The organism is Peribacillus sp. Hz7 (genome assembly GCF_042136355.1).
Classification (GTDB): Bacteria; Bacillota; Bacilli; order Bacillales; family DSM-1321; genus Peribacillus; species Peribacillus asahii_A.
Genome location: NZ_JBHHJV010000023.1, coordinates 1 through 19,945 on the forward strand (window position 1 = coordinate 1; position 19,945 = coordinate 19,945).

At 36.8% G+C, this 19,945-nt stretch carries 21 protein-coding genes; 15 read left to right on the forward strand and 6 right to left on the reverse strand.

Annotation, left to right across the window (positions count from 1 at the left end):
* The first annotated feature begins 287 nt into the window (after positions 1-287).
* Together ACE199_RS20055 and ACE199_RS20060 are read left to right on the forward strand one after the other, a co-directional pair.
* Positions 288-1,109, forward strand: a complete 822-nt coding sequence (locus ACE199_RS20055; protein ID WP_375351309.1) for an SMI1/KNR4 family protein — start codon at positions 288-290, stop codon at positions 1,107-1,109.
* A gap of 160 nt (positions 1,110-1,269) precedes the next feature.
* Positions 1,270-1,977, forward strand: coding sequence for an SAM-dependent methyltransferase (locus ACE199_RS20060; RefSeq protein WP_375351310.1), 708 nt, complete (start codon positions 1,270-1,272; stop codon positions 1,975-1,977).
* 174 nt (positions 1,978-2,151) lie between these two features.
* On the opposite strand, the gene ACE199_RS20065 is transcribed toward ACE199_RS20060, so the two are convergent.
* Positions 2,152-3,375 carry an IS110 family RNA-guided transposase gene (locus ACE199_RS20065; protein ID WP_375351311.1) on the reverse strand — a complete coding sequence of 408 codons (1,224 nt, stop codon included), beginning with the start codon at positions 3,373-3,375 and terminating at the stop codon, positions 2,152-2,154.
* 525 nt (positions 3,376-3,900) lie between these two features.
* On the opposite strand from ACE199_RS20065, the gene ACE199_RS20070 reads away from it, so the two are divergent.
* From ACE199_RS20070 to ACE199_RS20080, 3 genes are all read left to right on the forward strand, one after another.
* On the forward strand, positions 3,901-4,893 hold the full coding sequence (locus tag ACE199_RS20070; protein WP_375351312.1) for a VanZ family protein: 993 nt from the start codon (positions 3,901-3,903) through the stop codon (positions 4,891-4,893).
* Positions 4,894-5,404: 511 nt separating this feature from the next.
* Complete coding sequence (locus ACE199_RS20075) at positions 5,405-5,824, forward strand: MarR family winged helix-turn-helix transcriptional regulator (RefSeq protein WP_375351313.1); 420 nt, start codon at positions 5,405-5,407, stop codon at positions 5,822-5,824.
* A gap of 19 nt (positions 5,825-5,843) precedes the next feature.
* Complete coding sequence (locus ACE199_RS20080) at positions 5,844-6,236, forward strand: rhodanese-like domain-containing protein (protein ID WP_126992098.1); 393 nt, start codon at positions 5,844-5,846, stop codon at positions 6,234-6,236.
* Between the two features lie 384 nt (positions 6,237-6,620).
* Here ACE199_RS20080 and ACE199_RS20085 read toward each other — a convergent pair whose 3' ends face one another.
* The 3 genes from ACE199_RS20085 to ACE199_RS20095 form a co-directional block, all read right to left on the reverse strand.
* The gene (locus tag ACE199_RS20085) at positions 6,621-6,977 is read right to left on the reverse strand and encodes a hypothetical protein (protein WP_375351314.1); all 357 of its coding nucleotides are present in this window, start codon (positions 6,975-6,977) and stop codon (positions 6,621-6,623) included.
* A gap of 864 nt (positions 6,978-7,841) precedes the next feature.
* A complete protein-coding gene (locus ACE199_RS20090) occupies positions 7,842-8,177 on the reverse strand; it encodes a hypothetical protein (protein WP_375351315.1) in 336 nt (111 codons plus the stop codon).
* 263 nt (positions 8,178-8,440) lie between these two features.
* On the reverse strand, positions 8,441-8,779 hold the full coding sequence (locus ACE199_RS20095; RefSeq protein ID WP_375351316.1) for a winged helix-turn-helix transcriptional regulator: 339 nt from the start codon (positions 8,777-8,779) through the stop codon (positions 8,441-8,443).
* Between the two features lie 105 nt (positions 8,780-8,884).
* Between ACE199_RS20095 and ACE199_RS20100 the strand changes: the two genes are divergently transcribed.
* From ACE199_RS20100 to ACE199_RS20125, 6 genes are all read left to right on the forward strand, one after another.
* A complete protein-coding gene (locus ACE199_RS20100) occupies positions 8,885-9,268 on the forward strand; it encodes a RidA family protein (RefSeq protein ID WP_375351317.1) in 384 nt (127 codons plus the stop codon).
* 1,280 nt (positions 9,269-10,548) lie between these two features.
* Positions 10,549-11,382, forward strand: coding sequence for an alpha/beta fold hydrolase (locus ACE199_RS20105; RefSeq protein WP_375351318.1), 834 nt, complete (start codon positions 10,549-10,551; stop codon positions 11,380-11,382).
* A 201-nt stretch (positions 11,383-11,583) separates the two neighbouring features.
* Positions 11,584-12,300, forward strand: coding sequence for a carboxymuconolactone decarboxylase family protein (locus ACE199_RS20110; protein ID WP_375351319.1), 717 nt, complete (start codon positions 11,584-11,586; stop codon positions 12,298-12,300).
* Positions 12,301-12,314: 14 nt separating this feature from the next.
* Positions 12,315-13,001, forward strand: a complete 687-nt coding sequence (locus ACE199_RS20115) for a CoA transferase subunit A (RefSeq protein ID WP_375351320.1) — start codon at positions 12,315-12,317, stop codon at positions 12,999-13,001.
* On the forward strand, positions 12,994-13,629 hold the full coding sequence (locus ACE199_RS20120; protein ID WP_375351321.1) for a 3-oxoacid CoA-transferase subunit B: 636 nt from the start codon (positions 12,994-12,996) through the stop codon (positions 13,627-13,629). Before ACE199_RS20115 ends, ACE199_RS20120 begins: the two co-directional genes overlap by 8 nt.
* Before the next feature lie 12 nt (positions 13,630-13,641).
* Positions 13,642-14,835, forward strand: coding sequence for a thiolase family protein (locus ACE199_RS20125; RefSeq protein ID WP_375351322.1), 1,194 nt, complete (start codon positions 13,642-13,644; stop codon positions 14,833-14,835).
* Between the two features lie 222 nt (positions 14,836-15,057).
* On the opposite strand, the gene ACE199_RS20130 is transcribed toward ACE199_RS20125, so the two are convergent.
* The gene (locus ACE199_RS20130) at positions 15,058-15,378 is read right to left on the reverse strand and encodes a DUF3870 domain-containing protein (protein WP_375351323.1); all 321 of its coding nucleotides are present in this window, start codon (positions 15,376-15,378) and stop codon (positions 15,058-15,060) included.
* Between the two features lie 172 nt (positions 15,379-15,550).
* Between ACE199_RS20130 and ACE199_RS20135 the strand changes: the two genes are divergently transcribed.
* The 4 genes from ACE199_RS20135 to ACE199_RS20150 all read left to right on the forward strand — a co-directional run bounded on the left by ACE199_RS20135 (position 15,551) and on the right by ACE199_RS20150 (position 18,754).
* Positions 15,551-16,882 (forward strand): short-chain fatty acid transporter, encoded by a 1,332-nt coding sequence (locus tag ACE199_RS20135; protein WP_375351324.1) that lies wholly within the window; start codon positions 15,551-15,553, stop codon positions 16,880-16,882.
* Between the two features lie 58 nt (positions 16,883-16,940).
* A complete protein-coding gene (locus ACE199_RS20140; protein WP_375351325.1) occupies positions 16,941-17,543 on the forward strand; it encodes a carboxymuconolactone decarboxylase family protein in 603 nt (200 codons plus the stop codon).
* A gap of 51 nt (positions 17,544-17,594) precedes the next feature.
* Complete coding sequence (locus ACE199_RS20145) at positions 17,595-17,864, forward strand: cyclase family protein (RefSeq protein WP_375351326.1); 270 nt, start codon at positions 17,595-17,597, stop codon at positions 17,862-17,864.
* Positions 17,865-18,598: 734 nt separating this feature from the next.
* Positions 18,599-18,754, forward strand: coding sequence for a hypothetical protein (locus ACE199_RS20150; protein ID WP_375351327.1), 156 nt, complete (start codon positions 18,599-18,601; stop codon positions 18,752-18,754).
* Between the two features lie 470 nt (positions 18,755-19,224).
* On the opposite strand, the gene ACE199_RS20155 is transcribed toward ACE199_RS20150, so the two are convergent.
* Positions 19,225-19,503 (reverse strand): hypothetical protein, encoded by a 279-nt coding sequence (locus ACE199_RS20155; RefSeq protein ID WP_375351328.1) that lies wholly within the window; start codon positions 19,501-19,503, stop codon positions 19,225-19,227.
* Positions 19,504-19,945: the final 442 nt, after the last annotated feature.

Below are 19,945 nucleotides of genomic sequence, written 5' to 3' on the forward strand. Positions count from 1 at the left end.
ACAGTTTAGTTGTCGGGATCTAGTCCCACGGGTGCGTCCGTTCTACCCCGGCTACTATCAATCTATAAATTGAATAAAAAATAGTCAACCAGATTTCTCTGGCTGACCTTATAATACGAACGGAGTGCTTATGTTAAAGGAGGGATGGCTGCGGCGATCCCGTTTTCTTATTGTACTAACGGCGCAGTTTAGTTGAATTTTCAATATATTGTAGCCACCATTGAAAATGTTGATAAAATTATTTAGGTAATTATTATTTTTTTATCCATTTTATAGGAGTGTAAAAAATGAATTTAGAATTATGGGAAGAAGAATTTGATGATTATTTCAAAGGTCAAGTTGATTTAGAAATGTTAGAAAAAATTCAACAAGAATTAAAAGTAGATTTGCCTGAGTCATATATTAACTTGATGGCGAAAAGGAATGGATTTTATTTGAAAAAGAAATATTTCCTTACTGCTACTCCCAATAGCTGGGCTAACAATTCTGTATATGTAGATTTTTTATATGGAATAGGCGAAGAACCAGGATTATTAGATAATATATATTTACGAAAAGAATGGGGGATACGCAGCAAAAAGTTACTGATTATATCAGCAGACCCACCGATGTTTATCTGTTTGGATTATAGAAAGAGGAAAAATCCTTCTGTTATTTTCATTGATGTGGAACAAAATCAAGAGATAAAATTAGCAAATGATTTTCAGGAATTTATTAGTGGACTTGTTGATTACATAGAGGATGTAGAATTGGACCCTTATGATTTAGAGCTTTCTGAACAGGAAATAAAAGATTACTATGTGAAAATTGACGAAGTAATACAAAAGGGAAAGCCAGGAGAAATTGATCGTTTTTTCACAAAAATTCTCTCGACGAATAACGAGTTGATTCGATATATGGTTGAAAAAATGAGACAACACGAAAAACCAAAAGTGCATTTTAATTTACTGCTTTTTTTATTATGCTGTGCTGAAGGTGAGAATAAAGGAATTATAGAAGATGCTTATTTATTGGAAGTATTAAATGAACTATCCCAAAGTAAAAATAGGGATGTTAGAGATTTTAGTTTGTATAGCTTAAAGGAATTACATAAGAGACTTAACATCTAAGATTTTAATATATTCAACGGGTGTTTTACTTCAATATGGAATGAAGCCTTTTTCTTATTCACGAACGGGCAGGATAGCTGAGCAAGAAAAGTAAAAAAGGTTAACGTTACCAATTGGTCGTGATAATATGAATGTAATCTTTTAGAAGAGGTGAGCTTAGTTGAGTAGGGTTGAGCAGAGTACAAAGTTAGATTTAGAACGAATTGTTTTTATTGGGAGAACCTTTGAAGAGTATTTAAAAATGTTCTCACTTTCCGAGGAAGAACTGCAAGGAAAGAAAATACTCGATTGCCCAGCAGGAGCTTGTTCCTTTACTGCTGTTGGGAACAAATCAGGTTTAGATGTAACAGCGTGCGATATTGCCTATTACCATTCGGGTCAAGACCTAAAAAATAAAGGGCTCCAGGATATTGAACACGCTATGGAACATATGCAAAAAGCCCAAAATAATTATAAATGGGATTATTTCAAAGATATAGAAGGTCTTAGAAGTCATCGTTTAAGTGCCTTACAAGATTGTACCAAAGATATGAGGGAATCCAGCGAAAGATATATTCCCGTTACCTTACCTGCTTTACCGTTTGAGAATGAAGAATTTGATATTCTTCTCTCTGCACATTTTCTATTTATGTATGCGGATAGATTAGATTATCAATTTCACATCGAAACGATAAATGAGTTATTGAGGGTTACGAAACAGGAAATTCGTATTTTTCCTTTAGTTGATTTAGAGGGGAAAAGATATGAGTATTTAGATAAATTTATAAGTTATCTGAATAACAATGGCTGCACAGTTGAAGAAGTGAATGTACCATATGAATTTCAGACAAATGCTAACTCGATGTTAAAAATAAGAAAAGGGGAGTAAAGCAAGGCAACGTTGAGGCGTTGCCCTTTTTTAAATACCTCTTATTTAACTACCATGAAAATAAACTTCTGTAATTTAGTGAAAAAGGCAATACTTAATAAGACGCAGCTTATTCATTTTTAAAAAAGGGGAGAGCGCCTGATTTATTGATCTATTGTAGGAATATGGACTGGATTAAGATGCTTCAGGTTCTTGTAACGTTACTGTGTATCCTAAACTTTCAAGTCTTCGGAGTGAATGTCGTACAATAGATTGCTGTCTCTGTTTATCAAAGTAGTCTTCGCCTAAGTCTACATACATCTCTTTTCGTGTTAAGAGATAATAAGCTATTCTCATCATGGCATGAGCGACGACAATTCCTGCTCGTTTCTTACCTTTTCGTGATGCTGTACGCCGATACAGTGCTCCAAGGTAATTTTTTGATCCTCTTACGGAATGAGCTGCCTCTGTTAATGCTGACCTCAAATATTTGTTTCCTTTTTTGGTTTTAGCTGATTTTCTTTTTCCAGCACTTTCATTATGTCCAGGAACCAAGCCTGCCCAAGAACACATATGAGCTGCACTTGGAAACTGTTTTTTAATATCAGTCCCAATTTCGGATAAAATTTGTTCAGCCATTCTTGTAGCTATACCAGGAATAGAGTCTAATCGTTCCACATCTTCTTGATAGGAGCTTACCCTTTTCTCGACCTCTTGGTCGAGCATCTCGATTTGCTCTGTTAAAAAATCAATATGCTTTAAAATGGTTTTTAACATGAGGCGTTGATGCGAATGGATATAACCTTTAAGGGCAAGCTGCAGTTCATCTTTCTTCTTTTTCATTGTACGTCGAGCGAAGTTTGCTAGTTTTTCAGGATCTTCTTCGCCTTCGACAATAGCGTTAAGCATATCCCGATCTGAAACGCCCATGACATCCGAAACCACAGAACCCAGCTTAATGTTTGCGCCCTCTAACACTTTTTGAATGCGATTATGTTGTCTAGCACGTTCTTCAATAATACTCCTGCGATACCGAACTAGTTCGCGCAGTTCCCGTTGATTTCGATCTGGAATGTAACTAGCTTTCAGGAGCCCATGACGAAGAAGTTTGGCAATCCATTCTGCATTTTTCACATCTGTTTTACGTTCTGGCACTGCTTTCATATGTTGGGCATTCACAACCAAAAACTCAATATCTTCAGCCTCTAATAAATTAACAATAGGTTTCCAATACACACTGGTACTCTCCATTGCAACATGAGTACAGTTATGCTGTTTAATCCAGTCCACCAACTGTATTAGAAAAATAGTTTTTGTTGAAAACGTTTGAATCTCCTTTCCTTCTGGTGTCATAATACATGCAGTAATATTGTCCTTATGGATATCCATACCACATGCTCTTTCAATGACTACTTCCATTGAAAACATCCTTTCTACGGCTCTCAATATAATTGGAGGCTGGTGCATCAACCAGAATAGGATTAATCTACCATGTGTGCTTCCCGTAGGGGAGCGACAGTCAGTGGTGCACCTTGGTCGTTGAAGTCAGACTAACGGATGGGCTCTAACGCACCATAGTTCATCGACCTTCCTCTCCCAGCCGTAGAATCAGTATCGACGGTTCTGAACCATTTTCATTCTCTGTGGTGAAGCGCTGATTTTTGCGCTTCATGAATGGCTAACGGGCAGGTTAGCTTAACAAGAATTAGTAAAATAGAGTTGATAAAAAACTGAAACTCCACAATCAACACTGTTTATTAACGGTATAATTGGAAAATGTGCGAGTGCGAGAGAGTTATTATGGAGTTTCAGTTTGCTTGTAATCATTGTGGCTTTAGGGGGATGTTCAAGTTCCTCTAAAGCTTCGAGTTCTCTTGAGGCAAAAGGCGTTGGCTATCAAATAGTAAACGAGACTCACTCTGCAGAAAAGAAAGGATTGTAATTATGTATCAAGGAAAGTTACTAAAAATAACGATTGTGTTGTTAACATTATATACAGCTTTGATCCTCTATTTCTTGTATCTTGGTTTCAATAGAGGTTCCCTAGGGCAAGACTCTAGCTTACGATTTAACCCAATACCTGGAGGGATTCAATTGCATTATCCAATGGGAAGAGACTTTCAAAATTGGTTTTTTCAGTTCGGGAATTTTGTAGCGTTCATACCTTTTGGGATTATCATTCCACTTCTGTTTCGATGTAGTTTTAGACGCTTTATAACCTTTTTTATTTTTTCTATAACAATACTTGAAACCCTACAAATGTTTTCTGGTTTGGGAGCTTTTGATATAGACGATATCATAATTAATTCATTAGGTGCTTCGGTAGGATTTGCGGCACAGCGAATGGTCACCGGTGACCGAGATAAACCAAAAGGGATTTGCAAAATATTCTTAATGGCTATTGTACTTGCCCTTGGTACTATTATAATTATTGGCGGTATCAATAATTATCTAGAAAAAGGGGGAGGGGAAACCGCAGCTCTGAATGAACTGATCTTAAAAGATGGGTCTGTACAGTGGGATGAAAGCTTGTCCAGCTTTACAGTAGACCGAAAAGAGGTTACGCCTCAAATAAATCTGTATAGTAGAAATAATACGAAAAACAATGAATTCACGTATCACTTAGATGGCAAATATAAAAACATAACAGGCTATGTCGCCATACCGGACGATGTAATTAACGCTGCAAGAACAGAAGGTAGTGACATAGAATTCATCAGTGGCGGAACAGTCATTTATTCGTTAGGGTTATCATTCACAGGCGAGGAGGATTTTCAAATCCCTTTAGATGGCGTAAATGATCTTACCATAAAAATAATTAACAAAGACCCCAATCCAATTACAAATGCTGTGATGTGGGATATTACTCTTACAGAGGTAAACACAGGACAAAAAGTTATAAACAATATAAGAGAAAAAATAAGAGCATTATTCTAACAAAGACCTCAACAAAGAAACGAAAATAAGCTATCTACGAGAGGGGTACCTTATTTTCGTTGTTGGTATTGTGATTAATTTCACTTAAATTAACGGGTAGCATTAGTGGAGGAATTGTCTTTAGCTTTTATTCGACAATCTGGCCATATTGTGGAATAACACTTCAACGATAAGAAAGATTTTATGCAAGTTTTATGTAAATTTATGAACAAACTTTTTAAGGATAAATGCAGCTACTTCAACTGTTTATGCTATCTGTATAAAAAATGTGTAAACAAAGTTACACTAAAAAAGAGATAAACGTTGATGTAACAGCGTTTATCTCTTTTTTTGCGCTCCAAAACTTTGATTTGGGAACGTTTTTTAAGTTTATTTTGTATGCTTTATAAAGTTAAAAGGTACATTATTTCATTGAAAATTAAATATAAAAACAAACAACTTGAAATTTAAAAATTAATCAGTTAAACTGATTATATATTTAAGTGATTATCTGTAGGGGTGAATAATTTAAATGGAAAAATGGAATCAATCTTATGGTTTTTTACTCGGAAAAGTTCTTCAGCGAATGGAAACTAAATTCGCCGAGGGGCTTGTCCCATATCACATTAATGCTAGACAATATGGAGTTCTTTTATTTATTAACGGAAACCCTTACTCATCACAAAAAGATATTTCTGAAAATCTACAAATTGATCGGACAACAATGGTAAGTCACATTGATCATTTAGAAACTTTAGGCTTTGTAGAGAGGACAAGGAATCCTAATGATAGAAGGTCCTACAGCCTTATGATTACACCAAAAGGAAATGATTTATTGGATTCACGTTGGGAATTTTTAAACGATATTGAATTAGAAGTTTTAGCCCCTTTAAATAATCAAGAAAGACAATTGCTAAAGGATTTTCTCATTAAAATTTGGACTACACTTTAAAACTGGAGGTAACATAATTATGAATGCACTTGATTATTTTAATGCCCGTTTGGAAGCAACTATTAGCCCTATGGATTATTTGAGATTGACACAAATAGATCCAGATAAATATTTTTTGCTGGATGTAAGAAACGGCCCACTTCATGTAAGAAGTTTAAAAATTAAGGATGCTAATGTCATACCCGAACAAGAACTGCAAGCTCGTTTAAATGAAATACCAAAAGACAAGGAAATTATTGTTTACTGTTGGGATGTCTGGTGTAACACCGCTGCCAAGGTAGCAAAGTTTTTATTAGAACGTGGATATATGGTAAAAGAGCTAACGGGGGGTATTGCAGCGTGGAAAGAAATGAACTTTCCTGTTTCAGATTCCTCTCAAGAGGTTAACATGTCTGATAGCTGTGGGTGTTAACTCTGGTGCAAAGGGAATCTAATTAAATAAAAAACAGCTAACACTTTGTAGTAGTCTTAACTGCTGGATTGAACGTTCCCTATGTGTCATTTGGGATCATTTTTCGGAAGCGGTGTTTGGGAATATTGGTATTCATAAACTTGTAGACGCATAAAACTAATGGTATTCGTTATTCAACAATCGAGCGCTTTTCTTTAATTCACGAATTGCGCCCGATTGTTGAATAGAATGACTCACATTGTTTTAAATGATTTTATTGTAAGTTAAATAACTTTGTTGTTAGTATACAGAAGGATTCTGCGAAGATTTCTTCTAAACAAGAAAAGAAGAAATCAATGTTTCATCTTTTCTTCGTTTATTAATATCAAAATTCAATACTCTTCATTATTTAAAAGCATAATTAAATAATCCATAGTATAAAGGACCAACACAGATAATCAATGTGATTACAATAATTATTGGTTTAATGAATTTTGGTATCTCCTCATCGGTTACCTCTTCATTGAATTTTTTGAAACTAAAAATAACATCCCATAATAAACCACCTACAAATACAAATTTCCATACAAGCGGGGTAAGAATCTGGTTATTTGTAACATAGCCAAATAAACCTATCCAGGTAATTATGGAAAACACAAAATCCAATTTAGTAACAGTCGTTTTATAACCACCCTTTATGAGAAATCCAATTGCAGCTGTAGCTAGAATTCCTAAGTAGATTAACCAAAAGATATAAATCATAATGTACCTGCTCTCTCTAGTATTCGTTCATTATATAAAATTGCAATTAAATACAAGTAACATAGATAATGCTCATAGAAAAATAGATTATCGCATAATACGTTAAATATATGCAATAAAGAAAAAGTTTCTTGTCAATCGAAGGCATTGATGGATCGGGGGACGAAAGAGATCTATGTAGCTTTCCCGAGGAACCCCTCAAAACAAGAAAAGAAGAAAACAACTTTTCTTTGTTAGAAGAAAGGTTGTTTTCTTCCTTTCTTTTGCATCTGCGTAGCGATGCGGAGCGGGACTTCTCTGAGTGATCTTCAGCATGGCTGCATGATGAATAAGCTTGAAAGAATTGCTTCTTCGACTAGAGCACGAGGCTCTGGAGACTGTGCCGGATGCGATAGCAGGGGGCTAATGTCGGAGGAGACACGTGCGGCTTCCGCATGAAGAACTTCTTCGAGTAAACCGAGCGACAAGCTCTGGAGCCCCAACCTGAAGCTTTAGCTGAAGGTGGCGGTGGAAGAGATTGGCGCGGGCTTACTGCTTAAGAGACTTCTTTGAGTGAACGGAGAATGCTTCTACGAAGAAACCTTCGAAACAGGAAAAGAAGAAAACAATTTTTCTTCGTTAGAGGAAAGGTTGTTTTCTTCCTTGCTGTTGCTTCCATGCAGGTATGCGGGAAGGGCTTCTTGAATGGGCGGCAGCATGGCTGCAGGATGAGTATGCTTGCAAGATGGCTTCCTCGACTAGAGCGCGGGGCTCTGGAGACCGTGCCGGATGCGATAGCAGGAGGCTGGTGTCGGAGGAGACTCGGGCGGCTTCTGCGTGGGAGCTTCTTCGAGTGAGCGGAGAATGCTCCTGCGAAGAAACCTTCTAAACAAGAAAAGAAGAAAACAACTTTTCTTTGTTAGAAGAAAGGTTGTTTTCTTCCTTGCTGTTGCTTCCATGCAGGTATGCGGGAGATGCTTCTTGAATAGGCGGCAGCATGGCTGCAGGATGAATAAGCTTCCAAGATTGGCTTCTTCGAGTAAGAGGAGCGGCAAGCTCTGGAGACCCAACCTGAAGCTTTAGCTGAGGGTGGCGGTGGAAGAGATTGGCGCGGGCTGCCTTTGAACTTGCTTCCATGCAGGTATGCACGGGATCTTCTTCGAGTGAGCGGAGAATGTGCAAAATGAAAATAAAGTTATTTAATTTTAAAAGCTCAAACAAGCATAACCCCGTTATAAATTTAGGACGGGGTTAAAAGTATAGTTGTTTAATTTTTGATGTAAGACACTTCACTACACTCAAAAATATAATAATAAAGTCGTTTAAAAATCTAAGTTGTATTCCACAATCGCTCCCTTTACTTGAATAAGCTATAACGATTTCAAATTAGGGTCCTTTTCATCATTCTTATTAGGTTTTCGCATAAACAAACCTCCTTGTTTTTGGAACGATGCTATTCATTTCATCAGCTATACAGAAGGAAGTTAATTATTGCGATTTTTTTCTCCCCACTCACATAACTGTTCCAAAACAGGTAATAGAGTTTCTGCTTTATGTGTGAGACTGTACTCAACTTTAGGGGGGATTTGAGGATACTCTTTCCGTCTAACCATCCCATCTGCTTCCAATTCTTTAAGTTGTGAACTCAATGTTTTAAAGGTAATAACTCCTATTTTTCTTTTCATATCATTGAAGCGAACGGGTTGATTTTCTGCTAGGAGGTAAAGAATAAGCATTTTCCATTTACCACCAATCACTGACAATGTATAACCAAAAGGTGTCTCTTGGATATTACCATTTTCCTCATAATCATTCATACTCATATTGACACTATCCTTTCTGGTAGTAACTATCAAAAAAGTGCGTTCTATTTTTTTCCTTGTTTTCATTTTATACTTACTTTACTTTGAATTGAAGGAGAGAAAAAAATGACTAATGTTAAAACCTACAATCACGACCTTTGGGATCACGGTATTACTCAAGGTTACAGCGTCAACGGCACTATCTACATTTCAGGGCAATTTTCCCACGATAAGGAAGGTATTTTCGTTGGCGAGGGCGATATCGAATCTCAGACACGACAAACGCTTGAAAACCTCGATCGTGTACTGGAGGGATTTGGTGCCACAAAGTCCAACCTCGCTTACGTGGATATCTATCTAACAAATCCGCAAGAGCATTCCGAGTCAGTCATCGGTCTGTTCAAGGAATACCTAGAAAAACACCGGCCTGCGGGCAGCCTCATCGGCGTGACCTACTTGGCGTTCCCAGAGCAACTGATTGAAGTCTCGGCTGTCGCACACACCGATTAAATAAACTACATTTTAAATAAAGTAATTTTGTCAAGACTATTTCTTTAAGTGATTATTGAGTAAGCAGGAAAATCTAAAAAAGAGAATCAACTTGATTGAACCAAACCCCGAATAGTAGACTTAGAAAAAGTTGATCTATTCACCTAATGTATTATTGTTTTTTCTATATCTCAGCAAATCAATCTGTATTGATATTACGTTGAATTAAAGCAATATCAATACAGATATTAATTTGGTTGTTATTAAATTCTCTATTGCTTTTTTTACTAACCTGCTTCGTTCGCATTATAAGGTCAGCCAGAAAATATTTCTGGTTGACCATTTCTTATGTGGAGGAGATTGGCGCGGGCTGCTTTTGAACTTGCTTCCATGTGGTATGCGTGGGACTTCTTGAGTGAGCAACTTCTTCGAGCCAGCGGAGAATGCTTCGACGAAGAAACCTTCGAAACAATAAAAAAAGAAAACAATTTTTCTTCGTTAGAAGAAAGGTTGTTTTCTTCCTTGCTGTTGCTCCTATGCAGGTATGTGGGAGATGCTTCTTGAATGGGCGTCAGCATGGCTGCACGATGAGTATGCTTGCAAGATTGCTTCCTCGACTAGAGCTCGGGGCTCTGGAGACCGCACCGGATGCGATAGCAGGAGGTCGATGTCGGAAGAGACGCGGGCGGCGACTCTGGGAATGGGTGAAAAAAGAATTCGATAAACTCAAATACATATTCCTGTATAACTGTATTTATGTGAATCTGTATATACAGTTTTTTTATTTATGTTTTTAGAAGAAAAAAGAGCCAGTAAAAAATATACTGATCCTCTTAATTCTTATTTATGTCACGGAGTATGAAAGAACGTAACTCCGAATCCTCCTTGGAAAGTTCCCTCCTAGCTATACTCGCTAGATACTCATAACAAGTTTGAATATTTTTATCGGTATATGGTCCTCTGATGATTTTTACTTTCATCTCGATCATTCCTTTAGATTTTTATTGTCTAAATTATTCTACCTATTTCACCGAAATCCTATAAATACAAAGTAAGTAATTCAAATACATATACCTGTATTTATGTATATACAGGTATGCGGTAATATGTATATTTAAGGAATAACCGACAGAAATCACCAAAATTCCTTGCCTGTTTTATTCAAGGGGGCGAAATGTGAGTTTTAATATTTTTTTGACATTTAATTAGCATGTATTTCGTTTTATCTTTAAAAATATTTTGACATTTCCAAAAAGTAGGTGTACAAATTATTTTAGACTTTTAACATAAGGAGGATACATATGGAATATCGTTCAATCGAAGTCAACGGCGGCACGCTTGCTTATGCTGAATATGAAGGATCAAAAGGTGTAATCATAGGTGTTCATGGCTTAACAGGAAATAGTAAACAGCTACATTACTACGCTGAATTACTTAAAGGAGATTACCGATTTATTTCTATCGACTTACGAGGCCGTGGCAATAGTTCCGCTGCGACGGAAAATACAGGTATCGAGCAACATACTAAAGATATTATTGCGTTAATCGATGCATTAAACATAAAGAATCCAATTTTAATAGGCTATTCAATGGGTGGGTTCATTATGGCAAATGTCGCTAGTAAACGCGATGATGTGAAAGGTGTCATTTTACTGGATGGTGCTGCCACATGTACAGATCATCAAAGACAAATTGTTGAGCCTTCTCTAGGTCGCATTAGTAAACATTATAAATCGGCAGAGGCTTATTTGGAGGAAATCCAAAAAATCTATAGCAATCTTGGAGTAGTTTGGAATGAGCATATGGAAAGTGTTGGTCGCTATGAAATAGATGAAATAGATGGGCATTGGGAGAATAAATCGGATGAAGCAAAAATTCGACAAGACTTTCAAAGCTTCTACGATTACAAACCAGCTGAAGTCTTTGCTAATGTAGAATGCCCAGTTTTACTGGTACATTCTACAGGTGGTATTGGCGCTATGCCCGCGTTATTTTTAGCTGAATCCTATATTGAGACACAACAATACGCAAAAAATATTCATAAAATTACTTCTGACAGCAATCACTACACACTTGTTTTTGAAGAACGTAGCGATGTTAACCCAACAATAAAAGATTTTGTGAAAAAATTATAAAAAAAGATTGAAATTTGACGAAATTTATGTGAATAATTAATTAATCTTAATTTACAGCCTATCAGGTGGCTACAAGGAAATATCCTTTCTTTGTTTACCCACTTGACTGTTGGCCTCATTATTCTCAAATGACACTTACGTTACGTACGTGTTCATGGGAGTAGTGTGGCCTTTTTTATTTTTTAAAGGAGTGAAAAATAGATGGAAACGGGATTAGAGTACTTTAAAAAAGTTTATGATGTTGTGCCAGGCTGGGTACAAAAAATGCATGATTACAATCCGGAAATGTTAGATCATTACACGGCATTACGTGGTGCAGCAATGGCTGATGGCGTACTTTCTGTGAAAGAAAAAGACATTTTACTAGTAGGCATAAATTCTGCTCGACATTATGCTCGAAGCATGGTTTACCATACAAAAGGCGCAATCGATGGCGGTGCTACTCTTGCAGAATTGGCTGAGTACTTACTGGTTGCATACAATTACGGTGGAGAAAAAGCATTACAAATTGGGCTTCAATCTTTTGAATATGCACTTGAGCTAACTGGCACCGAGGCTGAAAATATTTCACATGATGCAACAGCAGCAGATATTGTACGTTATTACGCACATTTTGCTTCTACTGATGAAAGTAAAGAATACTACGAAAAGCTCATCTCCCTTTTTGTGGCGGATGATGAAAACGCTTTATCTGCCAAATTACTCGAATCGAATGTAGTAGATGAACAAATGAAATACATTTTAACGATAGGCATTTACACTACTGTTCTAAAAAATGCAGAAGTAGATTACTGGGCAAAAAAAGCACGTGAAAAAGGTGTAGATGAACCTCGCTTAGCTGAACTAGGATACATTTGTCTTTTAACAGCTGGTATCCCTTCCTGGTTCGAAATTAGTGACGCACTTATTCAAAAATAATGGAGTGAAAAAGAATGAAAATTTATAACTCAGCTGAAGAGGCACTGGATTGTGTCCAAACTGGTCAAACGATAATGGTTGGCGGCTTTGGGCTTGTAGGTGGCCCTCTGACACTAATTGATACTTTAGTAGAACTTGATGTAAAGGACTTAACTATTATTAGTAATAACCTCGGTGAGCAAGGTCAGGGCTTAGGGAAATTACTAGAACAAAAGAAAGTAAAAAAAGCGATAGGCTCTTATTTCACAGGAAATCGTGACGTAGGTGATGCCTTCCAACGTGGTGAAATTGAGATTGATTTACTGCCACAAGGTACATTATCCGAATCTATTCGGGCAGGTGGCGCTGGGATTGCTGGCTATTATACGAAAACATCTTTTGGCACAGATTTATCAAATGGCAAAGAAACAAAAATGTTTAATGGCGAGGAGTATGTGCTAGAAGAGGCGTTAAAAGCAGATGTAGCAATTATTCGTGCTCACCAAGCAGATACATTAGGCAATCTTGTGTATTACAAAACAGCGCGCAACTTTAATCCCCTTATGGCAACGGCTGCTAAAACCGTTATTGTCGAAGTGGATGAAATTGTAGAAGCTGGCGAACTAAAAAGTGATGAAATCGTTACGCCTCACCTATTCGTTGATCGCGTCATCTTAGCGAAAAAGATTTTGACAAAGGAAGGTGTCATCGAACATGGCTAATCCAATTCAAGAAGCAATTGCTCAACGTGCCGCAAAAGAATTAGAGCATGGGCAAATTATTAACTTAGGTATTGGGATTCCGACACTTGTGGCCAACTATGTAGAAAATAACCATGTTTTCTTCCACACTGAAAATGGCATGCTTGGTGTCAAGGACGTAAGTGAAGAAGATATTGATCCTAATATCGTCAATGCAGGAAAATTCGCAGTTGGAGAAGCTATTGGTTCCTCTTACTTCGATAGTGCAGCTTCTTTCGCTATGATTCGCGGTGGCCATGTGGACGTAGCCATACTAGGAGTTCTTCAAGTAGATGAACACGCACGAATTGCCAACTGGGCTGTACCAGGGAAAAACATCATTGGTGTCGGCGGCGCAATGGATTTACTAGTTGGCGCTAGTAAGGTTATTGTAACCATGACTCATACATCAAAAGATGGAAAAAGTAAGATCTTAAAGGAATGTAATTACCCTATTACCTCTACTCGTAGTGTAGACATGATTATTACAGATTTAGCTGTTTTTAAATACATCGACGGTCAATTACATTTAGTTGAATTAATGCCAGGAGCAGATTTGAAATCAGTTGAAGCAAATACAGAAGCTAGTTTCATCAACTCGTTGAAATAAGGAGGAGGCAACATGAAAGAAGTAGTGATTGTAGACGGTGTTCGTACGGCAATTGGAAGGCTCGGCGGTTCACTAATGAGTCAGACCGCTGATTACTTAGGTGCCGCTGTTATTAAAGAATTATTGACCCGCACAAGAATTGACCCTAATGCAGTGGATGAAGTGATTTTAGGTCAAGCGAAACAAAGTGCTGACCAATCCAATGTTGCTCGCCTTGCGTCATTACGTGCTGATATCCCGCTTGAAGTGCCAGGCTACACTGTACATCGTCAATGTGGTTCTGGCTTACAATCTATTAATAATGCTGCACAACAAATTGCTCTTGGGTTAAGTGATGTTATTATTGCAGGTGGTATAGAGTCGATGAGTACAGCACCCTACTATATTCGTAATGCTCGATACGGACTAACTGTAGGAAATGGCCTTTTATTAGATCCAAATACGGAAAGTCAACCTGGCTCTCAACCGGAATCCTATGGGCTAAAAACAATGGGAGAGACCGCTGAAAACTTAGCTGAAAAATACTCAATTTCTCGGGAAGCACAGGATGTCTTTGCTTATCAAAGCCAAGTCCGCACAGACATAGCTATTAAGAATGGCTATTTTGAAGGACAAATTGTCCCTTATGAAATTAAAACACGTAAATCGACCGAAATCTTTAAAGTGGATGAGCATCCACGGTTGACGCCACTTGAAAAAATGGCTACTTTAAAACCTGTTTTTCGTGAAGGCGGATCCGTTACTGCAGCTAACTCAAGTGGTCGTAATGATGGGGCTGCTGCTCTCCTAGTAATGTCTAAAGAAAAAGCCGAATCACTAGGACTTCAGCCAAAGGTAAAAATCATTGCTCAAGCTGCTGCTGGTGTAGACCCTTCTATAATGGGCATTGGACCTGTTCCTGCAACGCGAAAAGCATTAAAACAAGCAGGGCTTTCGATTGAGGATATCGATGTGATCGAACTAAATGAAGCCTTCGCTGCCCAATCATTGGCAGTGATCGGAGAACTGGGCTTAGATCAAAGCAAAGTAAATCCTAACGGTGGGGCTATAGCAATGGGACATCCCATTGGTGCAACTGGTGCTATTTTAATGACGAAGCTTATTCATGAATTAGATCGCACTGGTAAGCGTTATGGGTTAGTTACACTTTGTATCGCTGGTGGACTTGGTATTACAACAATCGTAGAAAATTGCCAAGTAAAATAAATAAAAAGAAAGCTCTCTTTAGAGAATTTTCTTTCAACGAGAAATGTAACCGCTTTAATTTAAGGCTCAACACCAAATTCTGTTCTTGACATAAAAAACAACTTTGCGTATGCAGTCCAATTTGTTATAAACAAAGGAATTTGCTAAAGACAATACATGTGTTAATTTCGTCAAGTATATGTTTGGGTGAGCCCCTAATTTAAATAACATCTTTTCACAAAATTATTTGGAAATTTTTTCTAAATATCTCTTCTGAGCAGATTTTAAAGCGACAATAACGGAGCCACTTGAAGGAGCCAAATAATGCTCTTCAATACGCCCAATTAAAATATTGATATCAGATGTAAAGTCAAAATTAATTAACATGCGTTTAAAGAAATCTTGTGCTAATTCCGTTACAAATGTGAATTCAGCATCTATTATTTTATGTGTTTGTCGGTCAATTTCAAGCACAATGCCTGCATGTTTATAGACCTCATACATGGATGTACCATGTGGAGCTTTAGCATACGCAGTCACTAATATAGTATTTAATTTTTGCATAAAAGAACCTCCGTTAATGAAAATTTAGATTTATTTTAGCATAGTTATTCTGAAAATTAGGCATTGTTATGCAAGTTAAGATAATAATTGCTTAAACTGCACGAAAGATTTAAATGGGAGTACTCGTTCGTATATCAAACAATTTTAAACGATTTTAGGGGGGACATTATATATGGAAAGATTAACGAATTTCTTCACTTCAATAATGAAAAAATATTTGCCAGACCCATTCGTATTTGCGATTGGTTTAACAATTTTAACATTTATTTTAGCACTTTTAATTGAAGATATTTCTTTCTTCGATTTGACAACTGAATGGGGTGGTGGCTTTTGGAACCTTTTAGCCTTCACTACGCAAATGGCTGTTATTTTAGCCATGGGTTATGTATTAGCAACAGCACCTATTACGGATCGCTTCTTAAATAGAATTGCAAGTATGGTGCATACACCTAAGATGGCTATTATTGTGGCTACACTAGTTGGAGGGATTGGTAGTTACTTAAACTGGGGCTTCGGACTAGTAATCGGCGGGATTATCGCAAAAAAATTAGCGGTTAAAGTAAAAGGTGTTCACTATCCATTAATTATTGCTGCTGCTTATTCTGGTTTCACATTTTATGGATTAGGGCTTTCCGCTTCCATTCCAATCTTAATTTCAACACCTGGCCATTTCTTAGAAGAAAAGATGGGTCTTATCGCTTTATCAGAAACTATTTTTAGTTTACCAATGATTCTTACTGCTATTTTTTTATTGATCACATTACCGTTGTTTAACGCTATGCTTCATCCAAAAGACGCAAAAAATGTAATCGAAATTGATCCTGCTTTATATACAAATTCTGAACAAGTAAAAGCAAAAACACTTGAAGAGAATACATTCGCTAACAAATTAAATAATAGCCGTATACTTTCCTATACGATTGGTATTTTAGGAGTTATTTACGTTATTAGTTATTTTTCTAATGGAAAATCATTAGATTTAAATATCCTTAACTTTATCATCTTATTCCTAGGGATTATTTTGCTTGGTACTCCTGCAAAATATGTAGAGCATTTATCAGATGGTATCAAAACGGTATCCGGTATCATTCTTCAATTCCCATTCTATGCTGGTATTATGGCAATCATGGCAGCATCAGGCTTAGTTGATACAATTGCAAAAGTATTCGTAGACATCTCTACTCAACATACATTACCGTTCTGGGGCTTGATTAGTTCGTTCTTCATTAACTTCTTCGCTCCATCTGCAGGCGGTCACTGGGCTGTACAAGGTCCTTTCATGATTGATGCAGCAAAAGAACTGGGAGCTTCACTTGGAGAGACTTCGATGTCAGTCATGCTCGGTAATGCTTGGAATGACTTAGTACAACCATTTTGGATTTTACCAGCTCTAGCACTATCCCGTTTAAAATTAAAAGACATCATGGGCTTCTTAGTAATGATTATGTTTTATGTAGGAATTGTCTATATTGTTGCTACACTTGCTTGGTCTTACCTATTCTAATAAAAAAAAATCTTTGTTTTTATAACAATGGCTCTTTTATATAAAAGGAGGTTCGGTTATGCACACTTTACTTGCAGATTCTTCTCTATCTAAAAAAGAAAAATCCTTAATATTAGTTGGTTTATTTGCTGCTCGACGTGAAGAACAAGCTATGCTCCATTTTACAGAAGTGGCCATTGATGCTGGCAATACGGTACATGAAATTGCTGAACTAATTTCTACCACAATTATTTCTCGTGGTATCCCGGCCTGGTTATCAAGTATTGATGCTATTTCAAAGGCGATTGAATTAACGGGAATGGTTGAATCCACGATAGAAACACAGAGAGTATCTGCTTTTTCAACTCAAGAAGAATGTGTGAGCTATTATCAATCAGAATTTGAGCAACTACCAAAATGGATTCAGTATTTAGTAGATTACGCACCCGACACATTATTAAAGTATAGCAATTTACGTACTACTTCCCTTCGTGATGGGGTAGTTTCACGCTACTTAAAGGAATTACTTTTATACGCTATTAACCTTTGCGATCAATACCCAAAAGGCATTGATATTCATAAAACGAATGCAATTCAATTAGGGGCAACTGATACTGTATTACAAGATACTAAAACGATCTGCATTTATGCAGTAGGTATTCAAGCCATTTTTAACGATTAAGGCAGTGTTTCCTTATGAAACATGTATGCATTATTTATTGGCGGTGGTTTTATGGGGGCTGCACTGACTAAATATTTCTTAGACGCTCAGGTCAAAGTGTCGCTATTAGAAGAGTTTACAACACGCCGTCAGGAATTAATGGCAGACAAAACTTTTCAGGAGGTACATTTAAAACTGTTAAGCGTTCCCATCTATATTGTAGAGAACTTAGTCAATTTACATCAGCTTCCTTTAAACGAGCATTTCACTTTCATGGCACTCCCACTCAACCTTAAAAATGCAACCGCCTCACCCGTTCGCGTTGTTGCCCTTATTAAATAACATCGATTTTAGAATGGAGCTGACCCACAAGTTCGCTAAAAGCGAACTTGTGAGTGTCAGTTTTTGTTTTTTAGCCAAAAAACAAAGAAACGGATCTCATTTTGACCGAGATTTCCGTTCTTTTTCATGTATTATATACTTTTAGTATCTAAGCAAAGATTGAAACAATATATTTTTCAACATTATCCTTCTGCATTGCCTCTAGCTAGGATTGATTTGTCGATAAATTCATTAGACGGTGTTTCAGATAGAAGTTAAGTTTGTTTGCAAGAATACTTCTTCGATTAGAGTGCGGGGGCAAGTAAAAAAAGACTTCGATAACCTCAAATACACATTCCTGTATAACTGTATTTATGTAAATCTGTATATGCAGTTTCCATATTTATGTTTTTAGAAGAAAAAAGAGCCAGTAAAAATATACTGGTCCTCTTAATTCTTATTTATGTCACGGAGTATGAAAGAACGTAACTCCTAATCCCCCTTGGAAAGTTTCCTCCTAGCTATACTCGCTAGATACTCATAACAAGTTTGAATATTTTTATCAGTATATGGTCCTCTGATGATTTTTACTTTCATCTCAATCACTTCTTGGATTTTTAACATCTAAATCATTCTACTTATTTCATCAAAACCCTATAAATAAAGAGTAAGTAATCCAAATACACATCCCTGTATTCCTGTATTTATGTATATACCGGTCATTGAAAATATTTATATTTAAAGAGCTTTTAGAATTGATACATGAAGAATATGAAGGCTTAGTATTTGAAACGACAATGCCTGGTATAGCAGCAATTAACAGACTATCCATTTACGGCTTTTATAATAATCTAGAGATCCTTCCAGATACAGAAATACAGGTCGGAAAAGAGCAAACAAAAGAATACTAAAAAGGCTACATTTGAATTGAATGCTGAACTTCATAAAAAGATTACGTACAGATGCTGTTGTACATGATACGACTATGATAGATATAGTTGAGAAGGCACGGAATGAATACTTAGATAAAACAGATAATTAAACAAGGAAAAGCTGTATACCCGTAAAACAATATTTACAGGGATACAGCTTTTTTTGTTTTAGTAACTACAACTTTTACGAACGGATAAACCATATCTTTCTTAAGCAATCTTAAAATGCTTTCTATCTTCACTGGTGACCTGTACCAAAGAGAGACTCCAGTGTGTAGAAACTTCGTTAGGATTGAATCTCTTCGTTGAATAAGCTTGCAAGAATGCTTCCCCGACTAGAGTGCGGGGCTCTGGAGACCGCGCCGGATGCGTAAAAGACTTCTTCGAGTGAGCGGAGATGCTTCTGCGAAGAAACCCTCTAAACAAGAAAAAAAGAAAACAACGAAATATTAATGAATGTTCAAATACACTTGTCTATCCAAATCAGCAAGTGCATACTCTTTCGCTGGTTCTATATCTTCGGCTACACCTTTCCCTAAATAATTACGGTACGGAGCTTCTTCATCGTAAAGACTGAAATATGCCTCTACTCGATCACGAAAAATCAAAACCAAAAAAATAGCTGCATCATCAAATTCGTCCATCAGGATTCCCCACTTAACGTCAATCAAACCCACTCCAAAACATTCATCATCTAATAGTGCCAATAGTTTTGATTTACGTTCCATACGAATCCCTCCTCTTTTATAAAGAGCTTCGACATAAGCAGGCTTTACCCTTTTGACAATAATGTGACTGTTAAAAACGCTTAATCTTCTTAACAGTGATAATGAAAATGGGGCTGCTGTGTAAATTCCTTCTATGAGCTGAAAAAGGAGGACCTCTGCTTTTGACACTATATTGTGACATCTTTTAATTGGCCGGTATTACTACACGATCAAAACCGTATCACTTCCTTAAAGTTATGACACCGCATAATGCTGTTATAGTTTTTTAAGACATAAAAAAGTCGATTCCCTAGTTTAAGAATCGACTCTAAACATTTTCATTCCGTTATAACGCTCTTTTGTTGAATAAACCACTAATTATTTTAGCTCTCGAAAATCTTCAATTGTAAAGTACATTACCTCTTCTTCACGCGAAATGAGCTCTTGCACAACTCCAATAGTC